21 protein-coding genes are annotated in these 18280 nt (G+C 67.9%); 6 read left to right on the top strand and 15 right to left on the bottom strand.

Annotated elements, in window-relative coordinates; translation table 11 throughout:
- Nucleotides 1–3: 3 nt before the first annotated feature.
- Both AU196_RS11890 and AU196_RS11885 read right to left on the bottom strand, forming a co-directional pair.
- The gene (locus tag AU196_RS11890) at nucleotides 4–1380 is read right to left on the bottom strand and encodes an NAD-dependent epimerase/dehydratase family protein (RefSeq protein WP_231737535.1); all 1377 of its coding nucleotides are present in this window, start codon (nucleotides 1378–1380) and stop codon (nucleotides 4–6) included.
- Between the two features lie 183 nt (nucleotides 1381–1563).
- A complete protein-coding gene (locus AU196_RS11885) occupies nucleotides 1564–2199 on the bottom strand; it encodes an HdeD family acid-resistance protein (protein WP_082695690.1) in 636 nt (211 codons plus the stop codon).
- A gap of 618 nt (nucleotides 2200–2817) precedes the next feature.
- Between AU196_RS11885 and AU196_RS11880 the strand changes: the two genes are divergently transcribed.
- Genes AU196_RS11880 through AU196_RS11875 form a run of 3 tightly spaced genes read left to right on the top strand, consistent with a single transcriptional unit; the run spans nucleotide 2818 to nucleotide 4569 of the window.
- A complete protein-coding gene (locus AU196_RS11880) occupies nucleotides 2818–4152 on the top strand; it encodes a lipase family protein (RefSeq protein ID WP_059095281.1) in 1335 nt (444 codons plus the stop codon).
- Between the two features lie 33 nt (nucleotides 4153–4185).
- A complete protein-coding gene (locus AU196_RS25530; protein WP_157546266.1) occupies nucleotides 4186–4329 on the top strand; it encodes a hypothetical protein in 144 nt (47 codons plus the stop codon).
- Nucleotides 4330–4569 carry a hypothetical protein gene (locus AU196_RS11875; protein WP_059095280.1) on the top strand — a complete coding sequence of 80 codons (240 nt, stop codon included), beginning with the start codon at nucleotides 4330–4332 and terminating at the stop codon, nucleotides 4567–4569.
- Between the two features lie 62 nt (nucleotides 4570–4631).
- On the opposite strand, the gene AU196_RS11870 is transcribed toward AU196_RS11875, so the two are convergent.
- From AU196_RS11870 to AU196_RS11855, 4 genes are all read right to left on the bottom strand, one after another.
- Nucleotides 4632–5483, bottom strand: a complete 852-nt coding sequence (locus tag AU196_RS11870) for a glycoside hydrolase family 16 protein (RefSeq protein WP_059095279.1) — start codon at nucleotides 5481–5483, stop codon at nucleotides 4632–4634.
- Between the two features lie 89 nt (nucleotides 5484–5572).
- On the bottom strand, nucleotides 5573–6415 hold the full coding sequence (locus AU196_RS11865; protein ID WP_059095278.1) for a PE-PPE domain-containing protein: 843 nt from the start codon (nucleotides 6413–6415) through the stop codon (nucleotides 5573–5575).
- A 139-nt stretch (nucleotides 6416–6554) separates the two neighbouring features.
- On the bottom strand, nucleotides 6555–7229 hold the full coding sequence (locus tag AU196_RS11860; RefSeq protein ID WP_197415770.1) for a VldE C-terminal domain-containing protein: 675 nt from the start codon (nucleotides 7227–7229) through the stop codon (nucleotides 6555–6557).
- Between the two features lie 121 nt (nucleotides 7230–7350).
- Nucleotides 7351–7599 carry a hypothetical protein gene (locus AU196_RS11855; RefSeq protein ID WP_059095277.1) on the bottom strand — a complete coding sequence of 83 codons (249 nt, stop codon included), beginning with the start codon at nucleotides 7597–7599 and terminating at the stop codon, nucleotides 7351–7353.
- Nucleotides 7600–7751: 152 nt separating this feature from the next.
- Between AU196_RS11855 and AU196_RS11850 the strand changes: the two genes are divergently transcribed.
- Nucleotides 7752–7970 carry a hypothetical protein gene (locus AU196_RS11850; protein ID WP_059095276.1) on the top strand — a complete coding sequence of 73 codons (219 nt, stop codon included), beginning with the start codon at nucleotides 7752–7754 and terminating at the stop codon, nucleotides 7968–7970.
- Here the strand turns inward: AU196_RS11850 and AU196_RS11845 are convergent, their stop codons facing one another.
- The 3 genes from AU196_RS11845 to AU196_RS11835 all read right to left on the bottom strand — a co-directional run bounded on the left by AU196_RS11845 (nucleotide 7971) and on the right by AU196_RS11835 (nucleotide 11993).
- On the bottom strand, nucleotides 7971–9269 hold the full coding sequence (locus tag AU196_RS11845; RefSeq protein WP_059095275.1) for a DUF7159 family protein: 1299 nt from the start codon (nucleotides 9267–9269) through the stop codon (nucleotides 7971–7973). It lies immediately after the preceding gene.
- Between the two features lie 95 nt (nucleotides 9270–9364).
- Nucleotides 9365–9841 carry a hypothetical protein gene (locus tag AU196_RS11840; protein ID WP_059095274.1) on the bottom strand — a complete coding sequence of 159 codons (477 nt, stop codon included), beginning with the start codon at nucleotides 9839–9841 and terminating at the stop codon, nucleotides 9365–9367.
- Between the two features lie 31 nt (nucleotides 9842–9872).
- Complete coding sequence (locus AU196_RS11835; RefSeq protein ID WP_059095273.1) at nucleotides 9873–11993, bottom strand: glycoside hydrolase family 183 protein; 2121 nt, start codon at nucleotides 11991–11993, stop codon at nucleotides 9873–9875.
- Between the two features lie 276 nt (nucleotides 11994–12269).
- On the opposite strand from AU196_RS11835, the gene AU196_RS11830 reads away from it, so the two are divergent.
- Nucleotides 12270–12518, top strand: coding sequence for a hypothetical protein (locus AU196_RS11830; protein ID WP_059095340.1), 249 nt, complete (start codon nucleotides 12270–12272; stop codon nucleotides 12516–12518).
- Nucleotides 12519–12575: 57 nt separating this feature from the next.
- Here AU196_RS11830 and AU196_RS11825 read toward each other — a convergent pair whose 3' ends face one another.
- Genes AU196_RS11825 through AU196_RS11800 form a run of 6 tightly spaced genes read right to left on the bottom strand, consistent with a single transcriptional unit; the run spans nucleotide 12576 to nucleotide 17995 of the window.
- Nucleotides 12576–13154 carry a TetR family transcriptional regulator gene (locus tag AU196_RS11825; protein WP_059095272.1) on the bottom strand — a complete coding sequence of 193 codons (579 nt, stop codon included), beginning with the start codon at nucleotides 13152–13154 and terminating at the stop codon, nucleotides 12576–12578.
- 31 nt (nucleotides 13155–13185) lie between these two features.
- Complete coding sequence (locus AU196_RS11820) at nucleotides 13186–13599, bottom strand: ATP-binding protein (RefSeq protein WP_059095271.1); 414 nt, start codon at nucleotides 13597–13599, stop codon at nucleotides 13186–13188.
- Nucleotides 13586–13927, bottom strand: coding sequence for an STAS domain-containing protein (locus AU196_RS11815; RefSeq protein ID WP_059095270.1), 342 nt, complete (start codon nucleotides 13925–13927; stop codon nucleotides 13586–13588). Before AU196_RS11815 ends, AU196_RS11820 begins: the two co-directional genes overlap by 14 nt.
- Nucleotides 13927–15903 carry a glycosyltransferase gene (locus AU196_RS11810; RefSeq protein ID WP_059095269.1) on the bottom strand — a complete coding sequence of 659 codons (1977 nt, stop codon included), beginning with the start codon at nucleotides 15901–15903 and terminating at the stop codon, nucleotides 13927–13929. The genes AU196_RS11815 and AU196_RS11810 overlap by 1 nt, the downstream gene beginning before the upstream one ends.
- Nucleotides 15900–17141 carry a PP2C family protein-serine/threonine phosphatase gene (locus tag AU196_RS11805; protein WP_059095268.1) on the bottom strand — a complete coding sequence of 414 codons (1242 nt, stop codon included), beginning with the start codon at nucleotides 17139–17141 and terminating at the stop codon, nucleotides 15900–15902. The genes AU196_RS11810 and AU196_RS11805 overlap by 4 nt, the downstream gene beginning before the upstream one ends.
- Nucleotides 17138–17995: a glycoside hydrolase family 26 protein gene (locus tag AU196_RS11800; RefSeq protein WP_059095267.1), complete on the bottom strand. Its 858-nt coding sequence runs from the start codon at nucleotides 17993–17995 to the stop codon at nucleotides 17138–17140. The genes AU196_RS11805 and AU196_RS11800 overlap by 4 nt, the downstream gene beginning before the upstream one ends.
- A gap of 95 nt (nucleotides 17996–18090) precedes the next feature.
- Here AU196_RS11800 and AU196_RS25825 point away from each other — a divergent pair.
- Nucleotides 18091–18280: hypothetical protein (locus AU196_RS25825; protein ID WP_059095266.1), on the top strand; the 190-nt coding region annotated here is incomplete at its 3' end.

Raw genomic sequence — 18280 nt, 5'->3', positions numbered from 1 at the left:
GCTTTACCCCGGGGACGCGGCCGAAAACTCGGCGTCGCTCACGAGTTTCGTCGCGCGTCGCCTGCGTTCGGACACGCGGAGCACCTGCAGGACGCCGGTGGCGGCGACGGCCGGCCACCCACCGCGCACCGTCGCGCCCAGCGCGGCGACAACGGCAACCGGTGCGAGCAGCGCGACCGGATCGGTGCGCCGCTCGAAGACCCGGTCCAGTGCCATCGGTGTCCCGCTGGCCAGGTTCGACGCCACCACCGCCGCATCCACGGCGCGGGCTCGGCGCCCGCCGACCGCGCGCAGCACAGCCAGCGCACCCCACACGCCGAGGGTCACATCGTGCGCACGATCGATCGCGCCGCGGACGTCCCTGCGGGGCCGCAGCTCCCACCCCATGGCCTCGCTGGTGCCCACGGCCCCGTCCGCCAGACCTTCAATCAGCTCCCGCGCGCTGTCCGTCGAGGACCACGCCGGTGTCCAGCCCAGCGTTCGGCGGGCCTTCGACGTGTCCATCAGCGGGGTCTTGAACGCCACGTCGTACCACCCGGGTGTCAGGGCCACGACGCGTACGGCACTCAACGCGGCGATGAGGGTCCGCACCGCCTGTGGGGGAACGGTGACCGGACGCGCGCCGACGAGGGCGGCGAGCGCAGCGGTGTCGAGCACATCGGCCGCGATGTTGAACGATCCGCGAACCTGCTGCGTGATCAGCCGGACCACCGCATCGCCGACGTCGTCGGCGTGGACGAACTGCAGTTCCAGCCGCCCGGGAACGGGAAGGACGGGCAGCTCACGACGTCGCAGCAGCCCGAGGACCGATGTCGGCACCAGCGGACCGAGGTACAGCGATTTGATCAGCCATGCGGCTTCGCGCTGCACCACGACGGTCGGACGGAACCGGGAGACCGTGGCCTCGGGGTGGTCGAGCTCGAACCGGTCCAGGATCCGCTCCACCATCACCTTGTGCCTGCTGTAGACCGACGTGGCCTGGCCGGTCGTGGGCCAGTCCTCCGTGACCGGCGGTCCTGAGCCGGGCGCGTAGATGCCGAGACTGGAGGCGTACACCAGCTGCCCCACCCCGGCGGCCGTCATGGCGTCCAGCAGTGCCTGCGTGCCCCTGACATTGGCCCGGTACAGGTAGTCCTCGTCGCGCACCGGGTGCACGGCCAACGCGAGGTGGACGACGACGTCTGCGCCGCGCAGGGCGAGTTCCAGGTCGGCGGCGGCGCTCGGCGCGGACAGATCGACGGCGTGCCACCGCACACGCTCGTAGGGCTGACCGTGGGTGGGAGGTCGCCGGCACACCCCCACGACCTCGGCATCGGGCAACTGCCTGGCGAGCGCGCGCAGGACCCCGGTTCCCACGTTGCCCGACGCACCGGTCACCACGATCCGCGACGGTCGAGTCGTCGGTGGGCCGGGCGGTTCAGGTGGCACGTGGATCGGCGTCCGTTTCTTTGTCGGTTGACGCCGCTTACCCGCCGTGCGGGTTCCCGAACCGTGTGGAATGTGCGGCCGAGGACAGCACCTCGGCGGTGAAGCTGAGCCGGAGTCCCGTGGCTCCGAAGTTGATCAGGCGGTGCCGCTCAATCCCGGGTTGAACATCGGACCCGCCGACGAGGCCCGCGCGTCGCTTCGTGCCTCGCGGAACTCGGCCACGTTCTTGGAAGCCCGTCGGATGCCGAACGAGGCGACCACCTCTGCCACGCCTGTGATGATCAACCAGATACCGGCGATCAAGGCGAGATTGGCCAGCGAGGTGAACGGCCACGCCATCACCACGATGCCGGCGATGACGGCGATCACCCCCGATACGATCTGCCAGACACGCCCGGACCCGCCGCGATCACTGATGCCCGACACGGTGGTCGCGACGCCGTGCAAGACGAAGCCCACGCCGATCCAGATCGCAAGCAGCAGGATGGCGTCGCCGAAGTGCCGGAATGCCAACACCGCGAGAATCAGCGATGCCGCGCCGCTGACGAACAGCAGCACCCTGCTACCGTCCGCAGCGTGCCGGCTGAAGGCCGAAAAGACCTGCGTGAAGCCCGATATCAGCAAGTAGGCGCCGAACAGGACGGCTGCGACGAGGATCGAGATGCCCGGCCACACCAGCAGCAAGACGCCGACGATCACCGCCAGCACGCCGGACGCAAGGGTGGACTTCCAGAGATGCCGGAACAACGGGGGGTGTTCGTTCGTGGTCATGATTTCCTCGATTCCTGTACTCACCGGCAAAGGGGATGAGAGCGCTTATGCCCACCGAGAAGGGACGGCGATATTGCTGATCCACGGCGTGCCGCCACGACGAATGCACGACAAAAAGTCAAGACCCGGATCATCAGAGGCCTCCCTCGATCTCTCCCGGACCGCGGCGTACCGAATTCTACGAGGCGGACATTCGAGATTTGACGAATCCGTAGATCGCCTGGATTTCGCGGTCCAGCCCCATTGCCTGCACTTCGGCGGACGGGCTCCACTCGCGCGCTGTGTGGGGCGATGAGGACACCTGCCGCACGTGTTTGCCCGTCGCGCGAAACAGGTTGCTCGAACAATTATTACGGGGGAACAGGGATCGCGCGGTGGCAACCGCACTCCGGCCTCGTTGCGGTGGTCCACACCTCGAGGCGGCCGTCATGGCGTGCAGCCACGTCTGTCCGCCAAGGGGTTCGACCGAGCGCGGGCACTTGTAGCCTGCGATCTGACTTCACATGACGACACTCGTCGTCGCGATCGGACCGCCGTGCGGATCACCAAACCGAGGGTTGATTCCCGGTACCGCGGGTAATGGTTAAGGCAGCAGAACGCCAAGGAGGCGCCACACCGATGGATGAGTATTTCGCGGCGGCGAGCGTCGCAAGTGTCCCGCACGACGGGCTGCGACGCGGCGAGAACCCGATCTCCCCCGATGACGACCCTTTCTACCGGGCCCCGCAGGGCTACGAGGACGCGGAACCGGGCACGGTGTTGCGGTCGCGCGACGTGGAGATCGGATTTCTCGGTCTCATCCCACAACCCGTCAGTGCCACCCAGTTGCTGTACCGCACCACGAATCTGCACGAGGAACCGGAAGTCGCCGTGACGACCGTGCTGGTGCCGGCGCAGCGCGAATCCGACACTCCGGTGCTCTCCTACCAGTGCGCGATAGACGCCGTGGCGTCACGCTGTTTCCCCTCGTTCGCCATGCGGCGCGGCGCACGACCGATCGGTGCATTCGTTCAAGCCGAGTACCTCTTGGTGGTCGCCGCGCTGGCCGAAGGTTGGGCGGTGTGCGTACCGGATCACGAGGGCTGCCACGGCATGTGGGGCGCTCCCGTCGAGCCCGGCTACCGGATTCTGGACGGTCTGCGCGCCGCGATGCGGAGCGAGCGAGTAGATCTGTCGCCGTCTGCACCGGTGGGTCTGTGGGGATACTCCGGTGGCGGCTTGGCGTCGGCCTGGGCGGCCGAACTGTGTGAGCGGTATGCCCCGGAGATCAACCTCGTGGGTGCCGTGCTGGGTTCGCCGGTAGGGGACCCCGGGAGTGTGGCACGCCGGCTCAACAACAGCTTCTTCGCCGGTCTCGCCGCGTTGATGATCTCCGCACTGACGCAGGTCTTTCCCGGCGCACAGAATGTCGTCGACGAGCATGCGACCGACGAGGGCAAGGCGCTACTCGAGCAGTTGCAGACGATGACGACGGCCCAGGCTGTCTGGCGGTTTCGCAACGTCGACATCGGTTCGTACGTCGACATGACGGCCGACGAGCTGTGGGAGCTGCCCGAAGTGCGCCACATCTTCGACGAGACCAAGCTCGGCAAATCCAAGCCCAAGCCTCCCGTGCTGGTCATACAGGCGGTGCACGACGGGATCATCAGCGTCGACGACGTCGACGCACTCGTGGCCGAGTATGAACGGGTCGGTGCAGCGGTCACCTATCACCGCGACCGGTTCTGCGGTCATCTGCTTTTGCATCCCCTGTCGGCGCCCATGACGCTGAGGTGGCTGCGCGATCGATTCACCGACCGGCCCGTCGAAGAGCACAGAACACGCACGGTGTGGCCGACGATGTTCAACCCGTCGACGTACCTGGGGATGGTCAAGTTGGGCGTCATCACGGCGAAGGTCGTCCTCGGGCGCTCCGTCGAACGTCACCCGCTGTCGACCACCGACGCCTCGTAAGACCCCTACGGCGCGGGCGGCGGAGCCGTCACCGTGACCGTCGTCGTGCTGGTCGTCGTGCTCGTGGTGGTGCTGGTGACCACACTGGTCGACGTGCTCGGCTCGGCCGTGGTGGTCGGCGGCGGCGTGCTGGTCTCCGTGATCGTCACCGTCTCGGTCTCGGTCTCCGGTGCCTGAGTGGTCGTCGCCGGGGCGGTCGTCGCCGTCGGGGTGATCGGAGTGAGCGTGGTCGTCTCGGTGCTGTCCACCTCGTCGGAATCCGAACCGAAGACGGCCCAGACGATCAACGCCAGCAACAGCGTGACGAGCATCCCCGCGGCGAACATCGCCGCGGGCGTGCGATACCACGGGACCGGCTCCTCCGGGGGCGGGCCGGGCGGCCGCTGGCCGCCGTACCCCCCGGAAGGGTCGGAGTAGTACCCGCGGTCATCCGGCGGTCCGTAGTTGGACATGGCGCTCCGATTGTGTCGGGGTTGGGACTAGAAGACCCGGATCCAGTCGACGAGCATCTCCGCCGGATAGTTGCCTCCGGCCGGTTCGCGACCACCGGAGCCGCCGACGGCGATGTTGAACACCGGCGCCATCGTGTAGCCCGGATCGTTGAACGGCCACTCCGGCAGGGAGTTCGCCAGCACGGTGAAGAACGGCTCCATACCGGGCACGTAGTCCTTCCAGAAGTACATGCCTTCGGGCTTCCACGTCATGCGCCAGGTGTGCCAGTCCCCGTCGACGGGGTGTTTGTGCGTCTGGAACTGCGTGCCGTCCAACCGGGCGTGGACGGTCGTGCCCGAGGGCCAGTCCCGGTTGCCGTACCACTCCACCAGGTCGACTTCACCACCGCGCACGGGGTTGTCGTTGATCAACCAGAAGGCCGGCCATGCGCCGTCGGTCAGGCAGTTGAGCTTGATGCGGGCTTCCCACGTCGTTCCCACACCGCCCCGCCAGTTCCCGATGATCTTGGCGCTGGCGTACTTCTCCTGGATGTTCGCGCCCGGCCCGCGGGTGGCCCGGATGACCAGGTTGCCCGCCCCGTCCTGGAAGACGTGTTCCTGGTCGGTGACGTATCGGCCCATGTTGAAGGGCTTGTCCCATTCGACGGGGTTCCGAATGGTCTCCCGTGCCGGAACGATGAACCACGACGCGGGGTTCGGAGGCGATCCGGCCGGTCCGTTGAACTCATCGGAGAACAGGAGACCGGGTACGCCGGCCTCGGGCACACCCGGCCCGGGCGGGGCATCGCCGATCACGGGCTGGGCCCCGGCCTGGGCGGCCGGGAGTGCGGCAGCCGCCACCCCGAACCCGAACATCATCATTGCGTTACGGCGATCCATGTTTGGCACCCCCAAACCGTAAACGGAGAGCGCGCGTTTTCGGGTGCCAAACCCGCCGATATCCCCCGAACGGGTCGATCCGGCCCGGTCTATGGAGCCGGTGGTGCTTCCATGGGCCGGTTGTAGGCCGCTTCCACGATCGGACGCAACTGAGCGTCCTCCACCACTTTGGACTCGTTCGACGTCCATTTCTGCGTCACCATCGGTAGGAAATACGTCGCCGGAGCGCCGAGGATGTACGTGGCATTTCCTTCGACGAATGTCTTGTTCCCGGGATCGTTCACACCGATGTTGCTGTAATTGGTGTGCACGCTCTTGAGTTCGCCCTTACCGCCGACGAACTGGGAGGCATTGCGGTTCTTTTTGGCCGTTTCATTCGACAGGTCGTTTGGGCAGTCCGCGAAGTAGTCGTATTGACGCGCGATCACCTTCACGGTGTACGGGGTGTCGTCGGGAAAGTTGTTTCCGCCGTAGGCCGCGACGCAGCCGCTGCCGGGGATGTTCGCACAACCGTTGTACTTGCTCTCCAGATCACCCGTGAGAACGAATTGCACGGTGGCCGGGTCGATGTCGCTCGTCGGACCGTAGCGCCGCAGCCAGTCGTCGGCCACCTGCGCCCCCTGGCTGTGTCCGGCCACGATCTTGGGTCCCGGGTATGCATGCAGCATCTCGTTGAGTTTGTCCGCGCCCTTGTGCGTGTTGGTCGCACTCGGGAAATTCGTGTAGGGCACTTTGACCTTCACGTTCGGGGCGGCGAACAATTCCCCGCGCAGCCAATTGGAGGCCATCTCGTTGAACGCGGGCGCCAGCGTCAACACCGTCGAGCCACCGGGACCGAGTTGCGCGTGTGATATCGGCGCGAGGCCCACTGCCCCCGCGGCGAGCGTCAATGCGAACAACGACGATATTGCCGATCGGCCCGCTGATGACATTTTTCGACCCTCTCGCCCTGTTTGCGGTGCGGAGTCTGTATAACGCTCACCGAGGGAAATGAATGTGCACGGTACCGAGTCGACGTCGAAACGACGCGAAAAAGAGATCGCTATTTATTGACGCGAATTGAGATTTGCGTCAGCGGAAATACGTCTCGGAACCGGAGGGATATCCGCCGCCGGTCGTCGTGATGTGCACGTGGTCGAAGTGCCCGTTACCCGAGCCACGCGGGCCGTTGGGGGTGTAGTAGACGCCCCGCCAGATGGCGTCCTGCATACCGAACCGCTCGGCGTTCTTGATCACGTACGCGACAATCTGGTTGCCGAGTGCGATGCCCTCCGCGCTACCGGGGTTCGGGATCATCACGTCGATCGCCAGGCCGTTCGGGTGCCACCGCAGGGCGTCGGGGCGGACGCCGCCGATCTGCTGGATCTCGGGGAAGACCGCGCTGATCGCGCGGGCGGCCAGGACCGTCTTGACCTGCAGCCCCTGTTCGGGGGCGACCCCGACCGGCAGCGCCCGGTACTGGGCGCGGTTGGCCACCTTCCAGTTGGCCACCGACACCGTCTCGTGTGGCGCCACCTTCAGGTCGGCCGGCCCGCCGATCGATCCCGAGGCCACGACCTGCACGTCGTACGGCGGGAGTTGCGGCGGCGGCAGTGGCATGGGGGCGGGTGCGGCGGCGGTTTCGGCATCGCGGTGCACGTCGGCGCCGCCGGCGAGAACCACGGCCGCGGGTGCTGCGAGCAACGCCAGCACCAGGGACGAGGACGATGTCCGGCGGTGCTGGCTGGGCTTCGAGTGCTTACCCACCCCAGCACTGTACGAAATAACCCGCGTTATGTCACGGCGAGGTCACGGAAAGGTGACGAACCAGGCGTCAAGACACGAGATGGCCGCCCCGTCGACGACGAGGCGGCCATCTTCTGAGGTCTTACCAGCCCCAGTGCCCGGGCGGCGGGGCACCCGGAACCCATTTCTTGAGCTGACCCGGCGGCACATGGGTGATCTGCCCGATGTGGCCGGGCGGCGGCAGCTCGACGAAATCGCCGACGTGCGGGATCTCCGGCCCCCACCACCACTCGTCGTGGTCTGCCTGTGCGGTGCCTGCGCCGAGGCCGAGTGCCGCGGCTCCCATGGCACCGGCGACGGTGGCGGTCAGTCCGATTTTCTTGAGGTTCATACGTGTCTTCCTTCCAGCGCTCACGCGCATCAGGATCGGTCCGCCGTCTCGTTCACCGAGACGATCCAAGACCCGGTCACAACCCCCCATGTGGCATATCGGTCCGCGGCGCGGACCCGTTAACAGTGCCCGGCGCGCCTACCCTCGGTTCCATGCGGCCCGCCACGGCGTTGAGCATCGTCTCGCTCATCCTGATCGTCAAAGCGATTCTGATCGGGTGGGTCACCTGGGGACGCGCGCAGATGCTCGGAGTGGAGTCGTCCGCGGGCCACGCCGGGCTCACCATCGCCACCGTCGCGCTGACGATCGCAGTGGTGTGCGGTGTGACCGGGTTGGTGCTGCGCCGCCGTGACCGCCGCGAGGACGCCTAGTTACGGATACTGCGGTTCGTGGAAGCGGTTGATGATCGGCAGTCGCTCGATGATCCGGTCGCGTAACCGTGGCTGCTGGGGGGCGACGGGCGGCACGTAGCCCGCCTGCGGCGGTGTGTACGCCGGGGCCACGGGCGCGGGCGGCACATATGCCGGTTGCGGCGCGGTATAGACCGGTGCGGGCGGCACGTACACCGGCGGGGCCGGGGGCACGTACACCGGCGCCGGTGGCGGCGCCACCTCGGGTGCGGCGTAGACCGGTTCGATCACCGGGGCCACCTCGGGCTCGGGGGCCGGTGCCGCGGGTGCGATGTCGACGACGGGGACGGCCGCCTCGGGGGGCGGTGCCGGCGGCGCCTGGGGCGCAGGCGGCGCAGCGGCCGGTTTCGGCGCCGCCTTCGGCAGCGCCTCGGGAGCCGGTGCGTCGACGGCGGCCTTCGCCTGGTCCGAGGCACTGGCCACCTGTCGGGTCGCCGCGTCGTCCGACCGCATCTGCGGCGTCAACTCCAGGCCCAACGCGACCGACAGCGACACCACGAACGTGACCACGGCCGCGACGAGCACCGAGGCGAGCGCGGGCACCCGCCACCCCAGCCATGATCTCCGTTCGCCGCGCACCTGCGCCAGCGCCAGCGGGGCGTCCACCCCGACGGACCCCTGTGCCGACGCCAAGGCCGCACCGCGCGCCAACGCGAGGTCCGCCTCCGCTGCGGAGAGCACCGGAGCCGCCACCTGACCGGCGAGCGCGCCCACCACCGCGTCGACGTCGTCGGCCGAGCCGAGGACGTAGATCGCCTCGGGGTACACCGCGGTCGAGTCGGCCGTCTCCTGCACCCGGCGGGCCAACGTGCCGGCGTCCGTGCGGGCGATCTGGTCGACGTGCACGGCGTCGGCGGTGACGACCGCGAGCAGCGCGGCGTCGGGTTCGGTGACGCACACGGCGACTTCGTTCTGGGCGGCCAGATCACCGAGTCCGGCGCTCAGTGCGGCCGCAGCCTCCGCGGGTGAGAGCGCGACGACGTTCCGCGCGCCCCTGGCGGTCAGGGCGGACATCAGCGCGGCGGCCAGGTCGGCGACGGAGTCGGTCCACGTGACACCGACCGCGAGCGGCCGGTGCCCGGGCGCCGCGGCGTACGGGCCGTCGCCGGACACCGCGCTGACCAGCGTGTCGAGGCTGTCGCCGGAGACCGGCATCGCGAGCGTTCCGCTGTCGACGGTCGCGCCGTCACCTGTCGCGCCCTCGACGAGCACGAAGCGTAGCGCCGTCGAGGTCACCGACACGCCGAGTACTAGGTCCACTGGTCTTTCCCGCTCTGGTTGCACAATTCGGACTGACCATACCGCTGTGCGAGCGCGGTTCAAGTTCGCCCGGGCAACGATCCCGTGACCGCCGGTCAGCCGGCCTGCCAGAGACAGTCGCCGCTGAGATGGATCGTGAACATCACCGGCAGCACCTCGAAGCGCAGCGGTTGGCCGGGCGCACCCTCGGCGACCTGGGGTTCTCCCACCTCGCCTGCGCTCACCACGGCGGCCTGCTCGGCGCGGCAGCGGGCGGCCGGGTCCTGCGGGATCCCGGTCCAGGGACCCGACAACATCTCGGGGTTGCGCATACCCTGCCCGTGCAGATCCAGACCGTCGCCGCCGGAGAACCAGCGGTCGCTCGACGGGTACGGTCCCGCGTACACCTCCCAGCGGCCCGCGCTGCACTGCACGACGGTGTCGTCGGCGGTGTGCGACAGCGCGCGCTCCACCCCGGGGGCACACCCCGCACCCGGTTGTGGCGCCGGCGGCGCGGCGTGCGCCACGGTCGTCGCCGGCAGACTCAGCACGGCGGCACCGACGGCCAGCGCGGCCAGCGTCCTTCGCGTCATATCCGTATTGTCGTCCGCCGCGGCCGTGGCGCTACACCTTCGTCAGATCGGTGCGCATCAGCTTGACCTGGTAGTCGTCCCAGGTCGACAGGTTCCAGTACAGGTACTTCTGGTCCTCGGCGCTGACGTTGTCCGTCGACGACCACGGATGGATCATCGGCGCGTACAGCCCCGGCATCTTCGACGCGGTGACCAGCGTGATCGGGGCCGACCACGGCCCTTCCGGCGAATCGGCCTTGCGCATCACGATGTTGTTGTTCTTGTCGCCGTACAACATGATGTATTTCTTCTCGTAGCTGTTGTACTGCACCGACATCTCACTGACCGTGGGGTACGTCGTGGTCTTGACCAGCCCGAAGAAACTCGTGGTGGTCGTCGACGGCAGGATCGGCTTGGCGGCGGCCGGGTTGCCCGGCGTCCACGACGTCCCGTTCCAGTACTCGTACTTCGTCTTGTCGAGGATGTCGGCTTCGGCGACCCGCGACACGTACGCCGTACCCGTGCGTCCCGCCGGGGTGCCGTAGGAGTAGATGTAGCCGTCGGTGATCTCCTGTCCCGCAGCATTTTTCAACGGCTTACCGGTGACCGGGTCGACGGTGTACTTGCGGACGTAGGCACCCTGCTGGAAGTTCTGGTCGCCGTTGACGAACGGCAGGATCGTGCGGCCCGCGGCCGCGGGACGTACCGACGACTGCGGCACCACGGTCCAGTTCTGGCCGTTGTCGTCGGAATACGCGATGGCCGAGTAGTTCGTCGTCCACCGGCCGGGCGAATCCCAGCTCTTCACGGCCATGTAGTTGATGTACTGCCGGGTCGCGCCGTTCTTACCCGCGCCGGGCACCGAGATCGCCGCCGTCGGGATCATCGTCACCTCGGGCCCGATGCCGTAGTGGTAGTTGCCGATGATCTCGCGCGAGAAGTTCGGGTCGCTCATCGGCGAGCCGCTGTACATGCCGGGGTCGTGCGGGATGCCGTCGGCCACGTACATACCGTTGGACAGCATCGTGTCGGTGCTGCGGAACAGCGTGTTCATCCGCCACACGCCGGTGCGGACCGGGGTGCGGTTGCTGAACGTGTCGCCGAAGGCGATGAGGACCTGGTGTTCGTTGACCGCCGTGGTCGGATCGTCCTTGATCCCGTTGTCCCACACGATCCCGAGGTCGGTGCCGCCGATCCCGAAGCGGGTCATCGTGTTGTTCAGACCGCCCGGGCCGGTGACGTTCGTGATGCGGACGGTGTTGCCGCTGACGGACACCGGGGTCACCACATAGTCCTTCGCCGGGTCGTACGGAGCCGCGGCGGCGGCAAGGGACACGGTGGGGCTGCTCGTCGTGACCGACCGCGTCGTCACCGACCGGTCGAGTTCGCGCCGCGAGCCCAGCGCCATCAGAGCGCTCAGCGCCCACGCCGGGGTGGGCAGCGACGGCAGATTGCGCAGCGAACCCAGACCGAACGCGGCGAGCAGCCGGCTGATCACCGGAGCCGAGTTGCGGGCGGCACTGGGTGCGGTGAACGCCGTGACGGCCGCCCCGGCCTGCGGCACCACCGACTGCACCACCTGCTCGACGTTCCCGAGAAGGACGGTCTGCGCCGTGTCGGCGGGTGGTACGGCGACCTTCTGCGCCTCCGCGTCGAAGCCGGCGCGCGCGAGGTTCCCGGTCTCGGTGAGGGTTTCGGGCTCTTCGGGCTCCAGTGCCTGCTGGGCTTGCGGCGCGTCGCCCCCGCGGTCGCGTGAGTCACGCTGCAGGGTGGTGGCGTCGACGGTCTCCTCGACCGCGGATTCTTCAACCACCGGCTCTTCGACCGCCGGTTCCTCGATGACCGGTTCTTCGACCACCGGCTCGTCGACCACCGGTTCCTGGACGACTTCCGGTTCCTCGACGACGGGCTCGTCGTCGGGTTCCTCCTCGAGACCCTCGGGCTCGTCCCCCTCTTCGGGGTCGCCCTCCTCGCTCTGGTCGAGGTTCGACTGCGGCTCCGAAACCTGCTCGCCCTCAGCAGGTTTCGCGCTTTCGTCGGACGGCGTCTGCGACGACGGCTGTTCTCCGGTCGTGGCGAACGCCGTACCAGGAGCTCCGACCATCACCGCGGCGCCCACCCCCAACGCCACCGCCAAGCCGCCCACACGACCCACGTACGCCGAAGCATCCATCGTTGTCCCCTTGAAGATGCATCCCCCGACGCCATCTGGAATTCCCTCGGCATCGCGGCCGGTGGTCACCTGACGATAGCGGCAAAGTCGTTTGATGATGCAATTTCGGCAAAGATCTTTCGTTTCCTGACCTGCGGGTTCATCCGGTCGGTCAGCGGTGCGGGGCACCGATCCTGCCATTCGTCGATCAATGACTGCCACCGGAATTAAATCCCTGACCTGGGGGTTTACCAGATCAGACCACCACGAGACAGAGGGAAAGAAAGAGGGATGGACATGAACAAGCTCGGATTCGCCACCATCATCGCCGGAGGACTGGCCACCGCCGTCTTCGGGCTCGCCGCCCCCACCCAGGCCGCCCCGGCCGGACCGGGCAACGCGCAGAACACCATCGAGCAGCTCGACGACCGCGGCTACGCGGTGCGGGTCAACCACCAGGGCATGGTCAAGCCGCTCGACCAGTCCAGCATCGTCTCGGTCCGCTACGACAACGACGACCGCGTCGTCTACGTCACCGTCCGCTGACGCGGCAACCGCAACGAGGGGCGCCCGGAACGGGCGCCCCTCGTCGTGTGTGCGGGCCTATTTCAGCTTCTCGTCGAGGATGCGCAGATGCTGCGAGATGGGATCGCCGGGCAGCGGGGTGTCGTGTGAGGCCGCGATCAGCACCCCGACGATCGCCCCGGCGAGCGTGCGGCGTTCGATCAGGTCGTCCGGCTGATTCGGACGCTTGGTCAGCGCCTCGGTGATCAGCTCGATGAGCCGGATGTACTCGGTGTAGAGCAGTCCGCGCGCCTCGGGCACCTCGTACATCAACCGTTGCCCGACGATGGCGTCCTCACGCTGGTCATCGCTCAACGCGCCGAACGTCGTCTCGACCGCATGCCGGTAGGCGTCGATGACCGACAGTTCGGCGGGGGCGGCCACGAACGCCTCGATGATCGGGGCGATCTGGTCATCCGACAGCAGGACGGCCTCTTTGGTCGGGAAGTACCGCGAGAAGGTCCGTGGCGAGATGTCGGACGCCGCGGCGATCTGTTCGACGGTCGTGGTGTGGTATCCCTGCTGTTTGATGAGCCGCAGCGCTTCACGCCGGATCGTGGCGCGGGTCTTCAGTTTCTTGCGCTCCCGCAATCCCCCCGGCTTCTCGGGAACCAACATCGCTCGATTCTTGCAGATGCGACGTCGGCGATCAGGGGGTGCGGCTGCGGACCAGCGTCCAGTGGTTCCCGTCGCTGTCGCGGCGGTACGCGAGTTCGTCGAGCACCCGGTGCGCGATGGCCAGACCGCGACCGCGGTCCGACAACTCCTCGGGCATGCTGACCTCGTCGAGGTCGACCGGCGAGGGGTGGCCGTCGTCGAAGAAGGTCGTGCGCACCGCATCCGCGTCGAGGGTCACCTCCATGCGCAACCGGACCGAGTCACCCCCGCCGGAGTGCTCGACGATGTTGGCCGCGATCTCGCCGACCGCGAGATCGACGTGGATGCGCACCATCTCGTCGATGTCATGGTCCGCCCACAGTGCGTCGAGCGTGCGCTGGACCGCGTCGAGCGTGTCCGGCCCCGTCGTGGTCTCGAGTACCACCGACGGATCATGCGTCGGCATCGAACGCACCGTCGGCCGAATCATAGGTGCTCAGAACACGATTGAGGTTGGTCAGTTCGAGCACGGTGGTCACCTGCCTGGTGGGCGCCGCGATCCGGAGGTCGCCGCCGGCCTGCCTGGCCACCTTGAGGCCGGAGATGAGAGCGCCGAGGCCCGAGGAGTCGATGAAGTCCGTCGCGCTGAGGTCGACGACGACGCGGGCGCTGCCGCCGTCGACGAGTTCGTGGATCTGCTTGCGCAGCGCCGGTGCGGCCACCATGTTCAGGCGCCCCTCCGGACGGATCACCAACACACCGGAATCGGTGGTGCGGGTCGGGTAGTTGCTCATCACACTCCTTCGTCCTGGTGTCCGCGGTATCGCACCGCCTGAAACACCACGCTGAGAATCAACAGGTCGAACAGCACCCAGAAGAGGTTCACGCCCACACCGAGTACGGAGATCGCGCCGAAGTACAACTGCACGATGCCGATGATCGACGCGACCACCAGCATCACGATCGCGGCCAGCTGCCACTTCACCAGGTGCCACGGGATCGCGGTCGCCTCCTGCCGTGTCTTCGGCGTGACCGCGAAGCCCAGCGGCCGCCCGAACACCACGTTGAGAAACGCCGTGTAGCAGGCCCGGATCCACACCGGGAACAGGGCGAGGCTGTACTGCTGACCCCGCCAGGTCGGCGTGCCGCGGCTGATGATGATGAACATCAACTGGTTGAGCAGCAGGAACGGGATCAGCCGACCGAAGAAGTCCCAGCTGTAGGCGGTCACCGGCATGATGCCGAAGATCAGGTAGATCGCGGGCGCGGCGATGTAGGCCAGGGCGGCGAACCCGGCCAGGTAGCTGTACATCGTCGCCCAGTACATGAGCTTCTGGCCGATCGAGAGCCCCTTCTGCACGAACGGGTTCTCCCGCAACATCACCTGGATGGTGCCCTGCGCCCACCGCAGCCGCTGCGTGAGCATGGTGCGCACGTCGTCGGGTGCGAGGCCGCGGGCGAGGACTTCGTGGTGGTAGGCCGACTTCCAGCCCAGTGCGTGCAACCGCATACAGGTGGCCATGTCCTCGGTGACCGAGATCGTGGCCATCGGCAGCATGGGCTGTGCCTCGTCGTCGCGGCCCACGTCGACGGCACGGATCATCGCGCCGATCGATTCGATCGCACCGAGCGGTGACCACTCCCGGCCGGCGAGCGACTCCAGCGCTTCGTCGTCGAACACCACTGTCGTGGCGGTGGTCTCGGGGCTTTCGCTCAGGGCGGTGATGACCTCGAGGTCTGCCCGCATGGCGGTGACGTCGGCGTCGACCACCGTGCGCGCCGCCGCATCGACACGCTGCTGAAAGTCGAAGGTGATGTCGGCCAGGGCACGCTTGTCCCGCAGTTGGCGGCGGGCGTCGCGCACCGCCTGCAGCACCGACTCGAGCGCCTCCTGCACCTCGGGCTGGTCCCCGCCGGGCTGTTTGCGCGCGGTCTTGATCATCTTCCGCGCCGCATACAAGGTCCGCCGGACACCTTCTTCCACGGCGCGGACGTACCCGCGAATCCCGAGGCGCATCAGTGCCTCCCGGCGCAGCACCGCGTTCGACCCGCAGAAGTAGGCGGCGTTCCACCCGTCCTTGCCCTGCTGGATCGGGCCGTAGAACAACGGTGCCTGGCTGCCCAGCGGATCGCTGAACGGCACGTTGTGGAAGTACTGCGGCGTCTGCACCAGCGCCATGTAGGGATCGCGGAAATAGCCGAGCGTCTTGTCGAGAATGCCGGGGTCGGGTACCTGATCGGCGTCGAGCACGAGGATGTACTCCCCGTCGGTCTCGAACAGCGCGTTGTTCAGGTTGCCCGCCTTGGCATGCCGCGGTTTGTCCGGGGTCCAACTCGACGATCGGGTGATGTAGCCGATCCCGCGTTCGGCCGCCGCTTCGGCCAGCTCGTGACGGTCGCCGTCGTCGAGGATCCACGTCGAGTGCGGGAAGCGGATGCGCTGGGCGGCCTCGGCGGTCTCCAGCACCATCTCGATCGGTTCGTTGTAGGTGGTGATGAAGACGTCGACGGTCGCATCGTCGGGAGGTGGCGGAGGAGGGTTGCGTCGCAACATCTTCCACATCGTCATCCCGAACAGCAGCGAGTCGATGACGCTGTAGGTCTCGGCGATCACCAGGGGCACGGCAATCCACCACGCGGCCCAGTTGATCGACCCGAACCAGCGCCAGACGATGTAGTTGACGCCCAGCAGGGCGGTGCAGAGGATCAGCAGCCGCAGCCATGGCGACGGGTACGTCCCGGTGGGGGTGTCGGGCAGGTGATGCCTCACGCGGTCGGCTCTCGGCGCACCGCCACGAGAGTGACGTCGTCCAGCGGTGACTTCTCGGCGACCAGCGCGCGGGCGCGGGCGCACAGATCGGCCGGTTCGGCGTGGTGGGCGACGAAGCGCAGCGCAGGGCGCACATCGCTGCCGTCACCGATGAGGTCGAGCACCCCGTCGGAGGCGACGATCAGGGTGTCGCCCTCGCCCAGCGTCGCCTCGCCGCAATCCCAGGTGGCGCCGGGCATCACTCCCAGGGGGATGCCGACGCTGTCGAGTCCGTCGACGCGGCCGTCCGCGCGGACCACGACGGCGAAGCCGTGGCCGGCGTCGACGTAGTGCACCCTCCCGGTGGCCGTGTCGAGGTGACAGTGGAACAGCGTGACGAACGTATCCGTCCTGCTCAGGTCGTCGGCGAGTTGTTCGGCGACCGCCTTGACGACGTCCTCGAGGTCCATCGCGCACGCGGCCTCGTCGACCGCGCGGGAGGCGCCCCGCAGCGCCGAGCGCACGCTGGCGGCCAGGATCGCCGCGCCCAGACCCTTGCCCATCACGTCGGCCACGGTGAACACCGCGCCGCCGTCGACCCGGTAGTGGTCGTAGAAGTCGCCCCCGACCGCGTAGGCGGGCAGGCACATCGCGCAGACCGAGTAGCCGCGTAGGTCGCCGAGCGCTCGCGGCAGCAGATGGCGCTGGACCTCCGCCGCGCGCTCGATGTCGTCGGCCTGTTCGAGTTCGCGCTGCGCCCAGGAGGCCAGTTCGAAGAACGTCCCGAGTTCGGCCTCCGTCAGCGACCGGGGTTCGGTGTCGTAGATGCAGAAGGTGCCGACGGGATGCCCGCCGGGACCGTACAGCGGGTAGCCGGCGTAGAACCGGATGCCGCCCGGCTCCCCGATGCCCGGCACCATCGCGAATTCCGGTCTCGCGGCGGCGTCTTCGATGATCAGCGCCGGATTGTCGGGTTGCTCGTAGCTGCGCGCGATGGTCGCCTGGCAGATCGTCCTGCTGCGCGGCAGGTTGACGCCGATGTCGAGGCCGTCGACCTGTTTGAACCACTGCCGGTCCCGGTCGACCAGAGCGACGGCCGCCATGGGGATGCCGAACACGTGGCGCGCCATCCGGGTGATTCGGGCGAAGCGGTCCTCCGGCGGGGTGTCGAGCACGTGGAGCTGGGCCAGGGAGCGGACGCGTTCGTCCTCCACCTCCGGCGGCAGGGCGTACGGCGACACCGTCGTCTCGGCGTTCACGGCGTCACCACCCGCAGCGCGTCTGCCATCGCCGCGGTCGCCGCCGGCGTGCTGGTGATCCGCCAGTCGGTCTCCTTGTCGTGGTCGAACCAGATGACCGCTCCGACGTCGGGTTGGGCGGCCGCCCAGGCGATCAGCGCGGAGATCCAGTCGGCCTTGTCGCCGCCGTCCTCGGCGCAGCCGACCTCGGCGAGCATCATGGGCCGGCCGGTCAGCGCGCGGACCTCGGTGACGGCGGGGCCGAAGAGCTCGACCGGAGGTGTCCATCGACTCCATGGACGTGTTGTTCCCCAGTTGTAGCCGTCTATACCGACCACGTCGACGTAGTCGTCGCCGGGGAACCACGCACTCAGCGGCTGATCACCGCGCGACATCGCGTCCGGCGACCACATCCACCGCACGTTCGTCGCGCCGGCGCGGCGGAACAGGTCGTGTGTGTGACGCCAGGCGGCGACGTAGACGTCGGGGGTCGTGCCCTGGGCGGGCGTCCACGGATACCAGTCGCCGTTGAACTCGTGCGCGAACCGGAGGTGGACCGGCGTGCCGGTCACCGCGAGGGCCGCCGCCCACGCGAACAGGTGGTCGTCGTGCCGGCCTTCGGCGATCCCGGACATCGTGGCCGCGCCGGCCGCCGTGACGTCGGTGCGCCAGAGCCAGGGTTCCCAGGTGATCACCGCAGTGGCGCCGGCGGCATCCACCTTGGCGATCCCGCTCACCGGCGGTGGGGCGGCGAAATCCTCGTACCAGAGGATGTAATCCACCTGCCGGGCGACGGCGGCGCTGGTCGCGGCGACCTCGTCGAGACCGAACACACCCGCAGGAGTGCTCAGCCCCAGTCGCACATGCGCATCCATCACTCACCCCGCTGATTCGCCCAACCCCGGGTCAACCTTAAGCAAAGCTGTGAACCGCTGTCGAACAAACGCAAGGACTGCGGCCGTCCGCTCAGTTGCCGGGCACCGGGATCGGGATCGGGACCGGCACGAACGGCACCGTCACGTACGTCGTCGTCACCGCGTTCGTCGTGGTGGTCACCGGCGGCTGGGTCGTGGTCGGCTGCGTGGTGGTCGGCTGGGTCGTGGTGGTCGGCTGGGTCGTGGTGGTCGGCTGCGTGGTCGTCGTCGTGGTCGGCTGGGTCG

The organism is Mycobacterium sp. IS-1742, assembly GCF_001500125.1.
Classification (GTDB): domain Bacteria; phylum Actinomycetota; class Actinomycetes; order Mycobacteriales; family Mycobacteriaceae; genus Mycobacterium.
This window is presented reverse-complemented; position numbering and strand designations above follow the sequence as displayed.

Excerpts from the sequence above, each read along its gene's own strand:
- AU196_RS11885 (WP_082695690.1), bottom strand. The coding sequence starts at position 2,199 with ATGACCACGAACGAACACCCCCCGTTGTTCCGGCATCTCTGGAAGTCC.
- AU196_RS11880 (WP_059095281.1), top strand. The coding sequence starts at position 2,818 with ATGGATGAGTATTTCGCGGCGGCGAGCGTCGCAAGTGTCCCGCACGAC.
- AU196_RS11870 (WP_059095279.1), bottom strand. The coding sequence starts at position 5,483 with ATGGATCGCCGTAACGCAATGATGATGTTCGGGTTCGGGGTGGCGGCT.
- AU196_RS11865 (WP_059095278.1), bottom strand. The coding sequence starts at position 6,415 with ATGTCATCAGCGGGCCGATCGGCAATATCGTCGTTGTTCGCATTGACG.
- AU196_RS11855 (WP_059095277.1), bottom strand. The coding sequence starts at position 7,599 with ATGAACCTCAAGAAAATCGGACTGACCGCCACCGTCGCCGGTGCCATG.
- AU196_RS11850 (WP_059095276.1), top strand. The coding sequence starts at position 7,752 with ATGCGGCCCGCCACGGCGTTGAGCATCGTCTCGCTCATCCTGATCGTC.
- AU196_RS11840 (WP_059095274.1), bottom strand. The coding sequence starts at position 9,841 with ATGACGCGAAGGACGCTGGCCGCGCTGGCCGTCGGTGCCGCCGTGCTG.
- AU196_RS11835 (WP_059095273.1), bottom strand. The coding sequence starts at position 11,993 with ATGGATGCTTCGGCGTACGTGGGTCGTGTGGGCGGCTTGGCGGTGGCG.
- AU196_RS11830 (WP_059095340.1), top strand. The coding sequence starts at position 12,270 with ATGAACAAGCTCGGATTCGCCACCATCATCGCCGGAGGACTGGCCACC.
- AU196_RS11825 (WP_059095272.1), bottom strand. The coding sequence starts at position 13,154 with ATGTTGGTTCCCGAGAAGCCGGGGGGATTGCGGGAGCGCAAGAAACTG.
- AU196_RS11820 (WP_059095271.1), bottom strand. The coding sequence starts at position 13,599 with ATGCCGACGCATGATCCGTCGGTGGTACTCGAGACCACGACGGGGCCG.
- AU196_RS11815 (WP_059095270.1), bottom strand. The coding sequence starts at position 13,927 with ATGAGCAACTACCCGACCCGCACCACCGATTCCGGTGTGTTGGTGATC.
- AU196_RS11800 (WP_059095267.1), bottom strand. The coding sequence starts at position 17,995 with ATGGATGCGCATGTGCGACTGGGGCTGAGCACTCCTGCGGGTGTGTTC.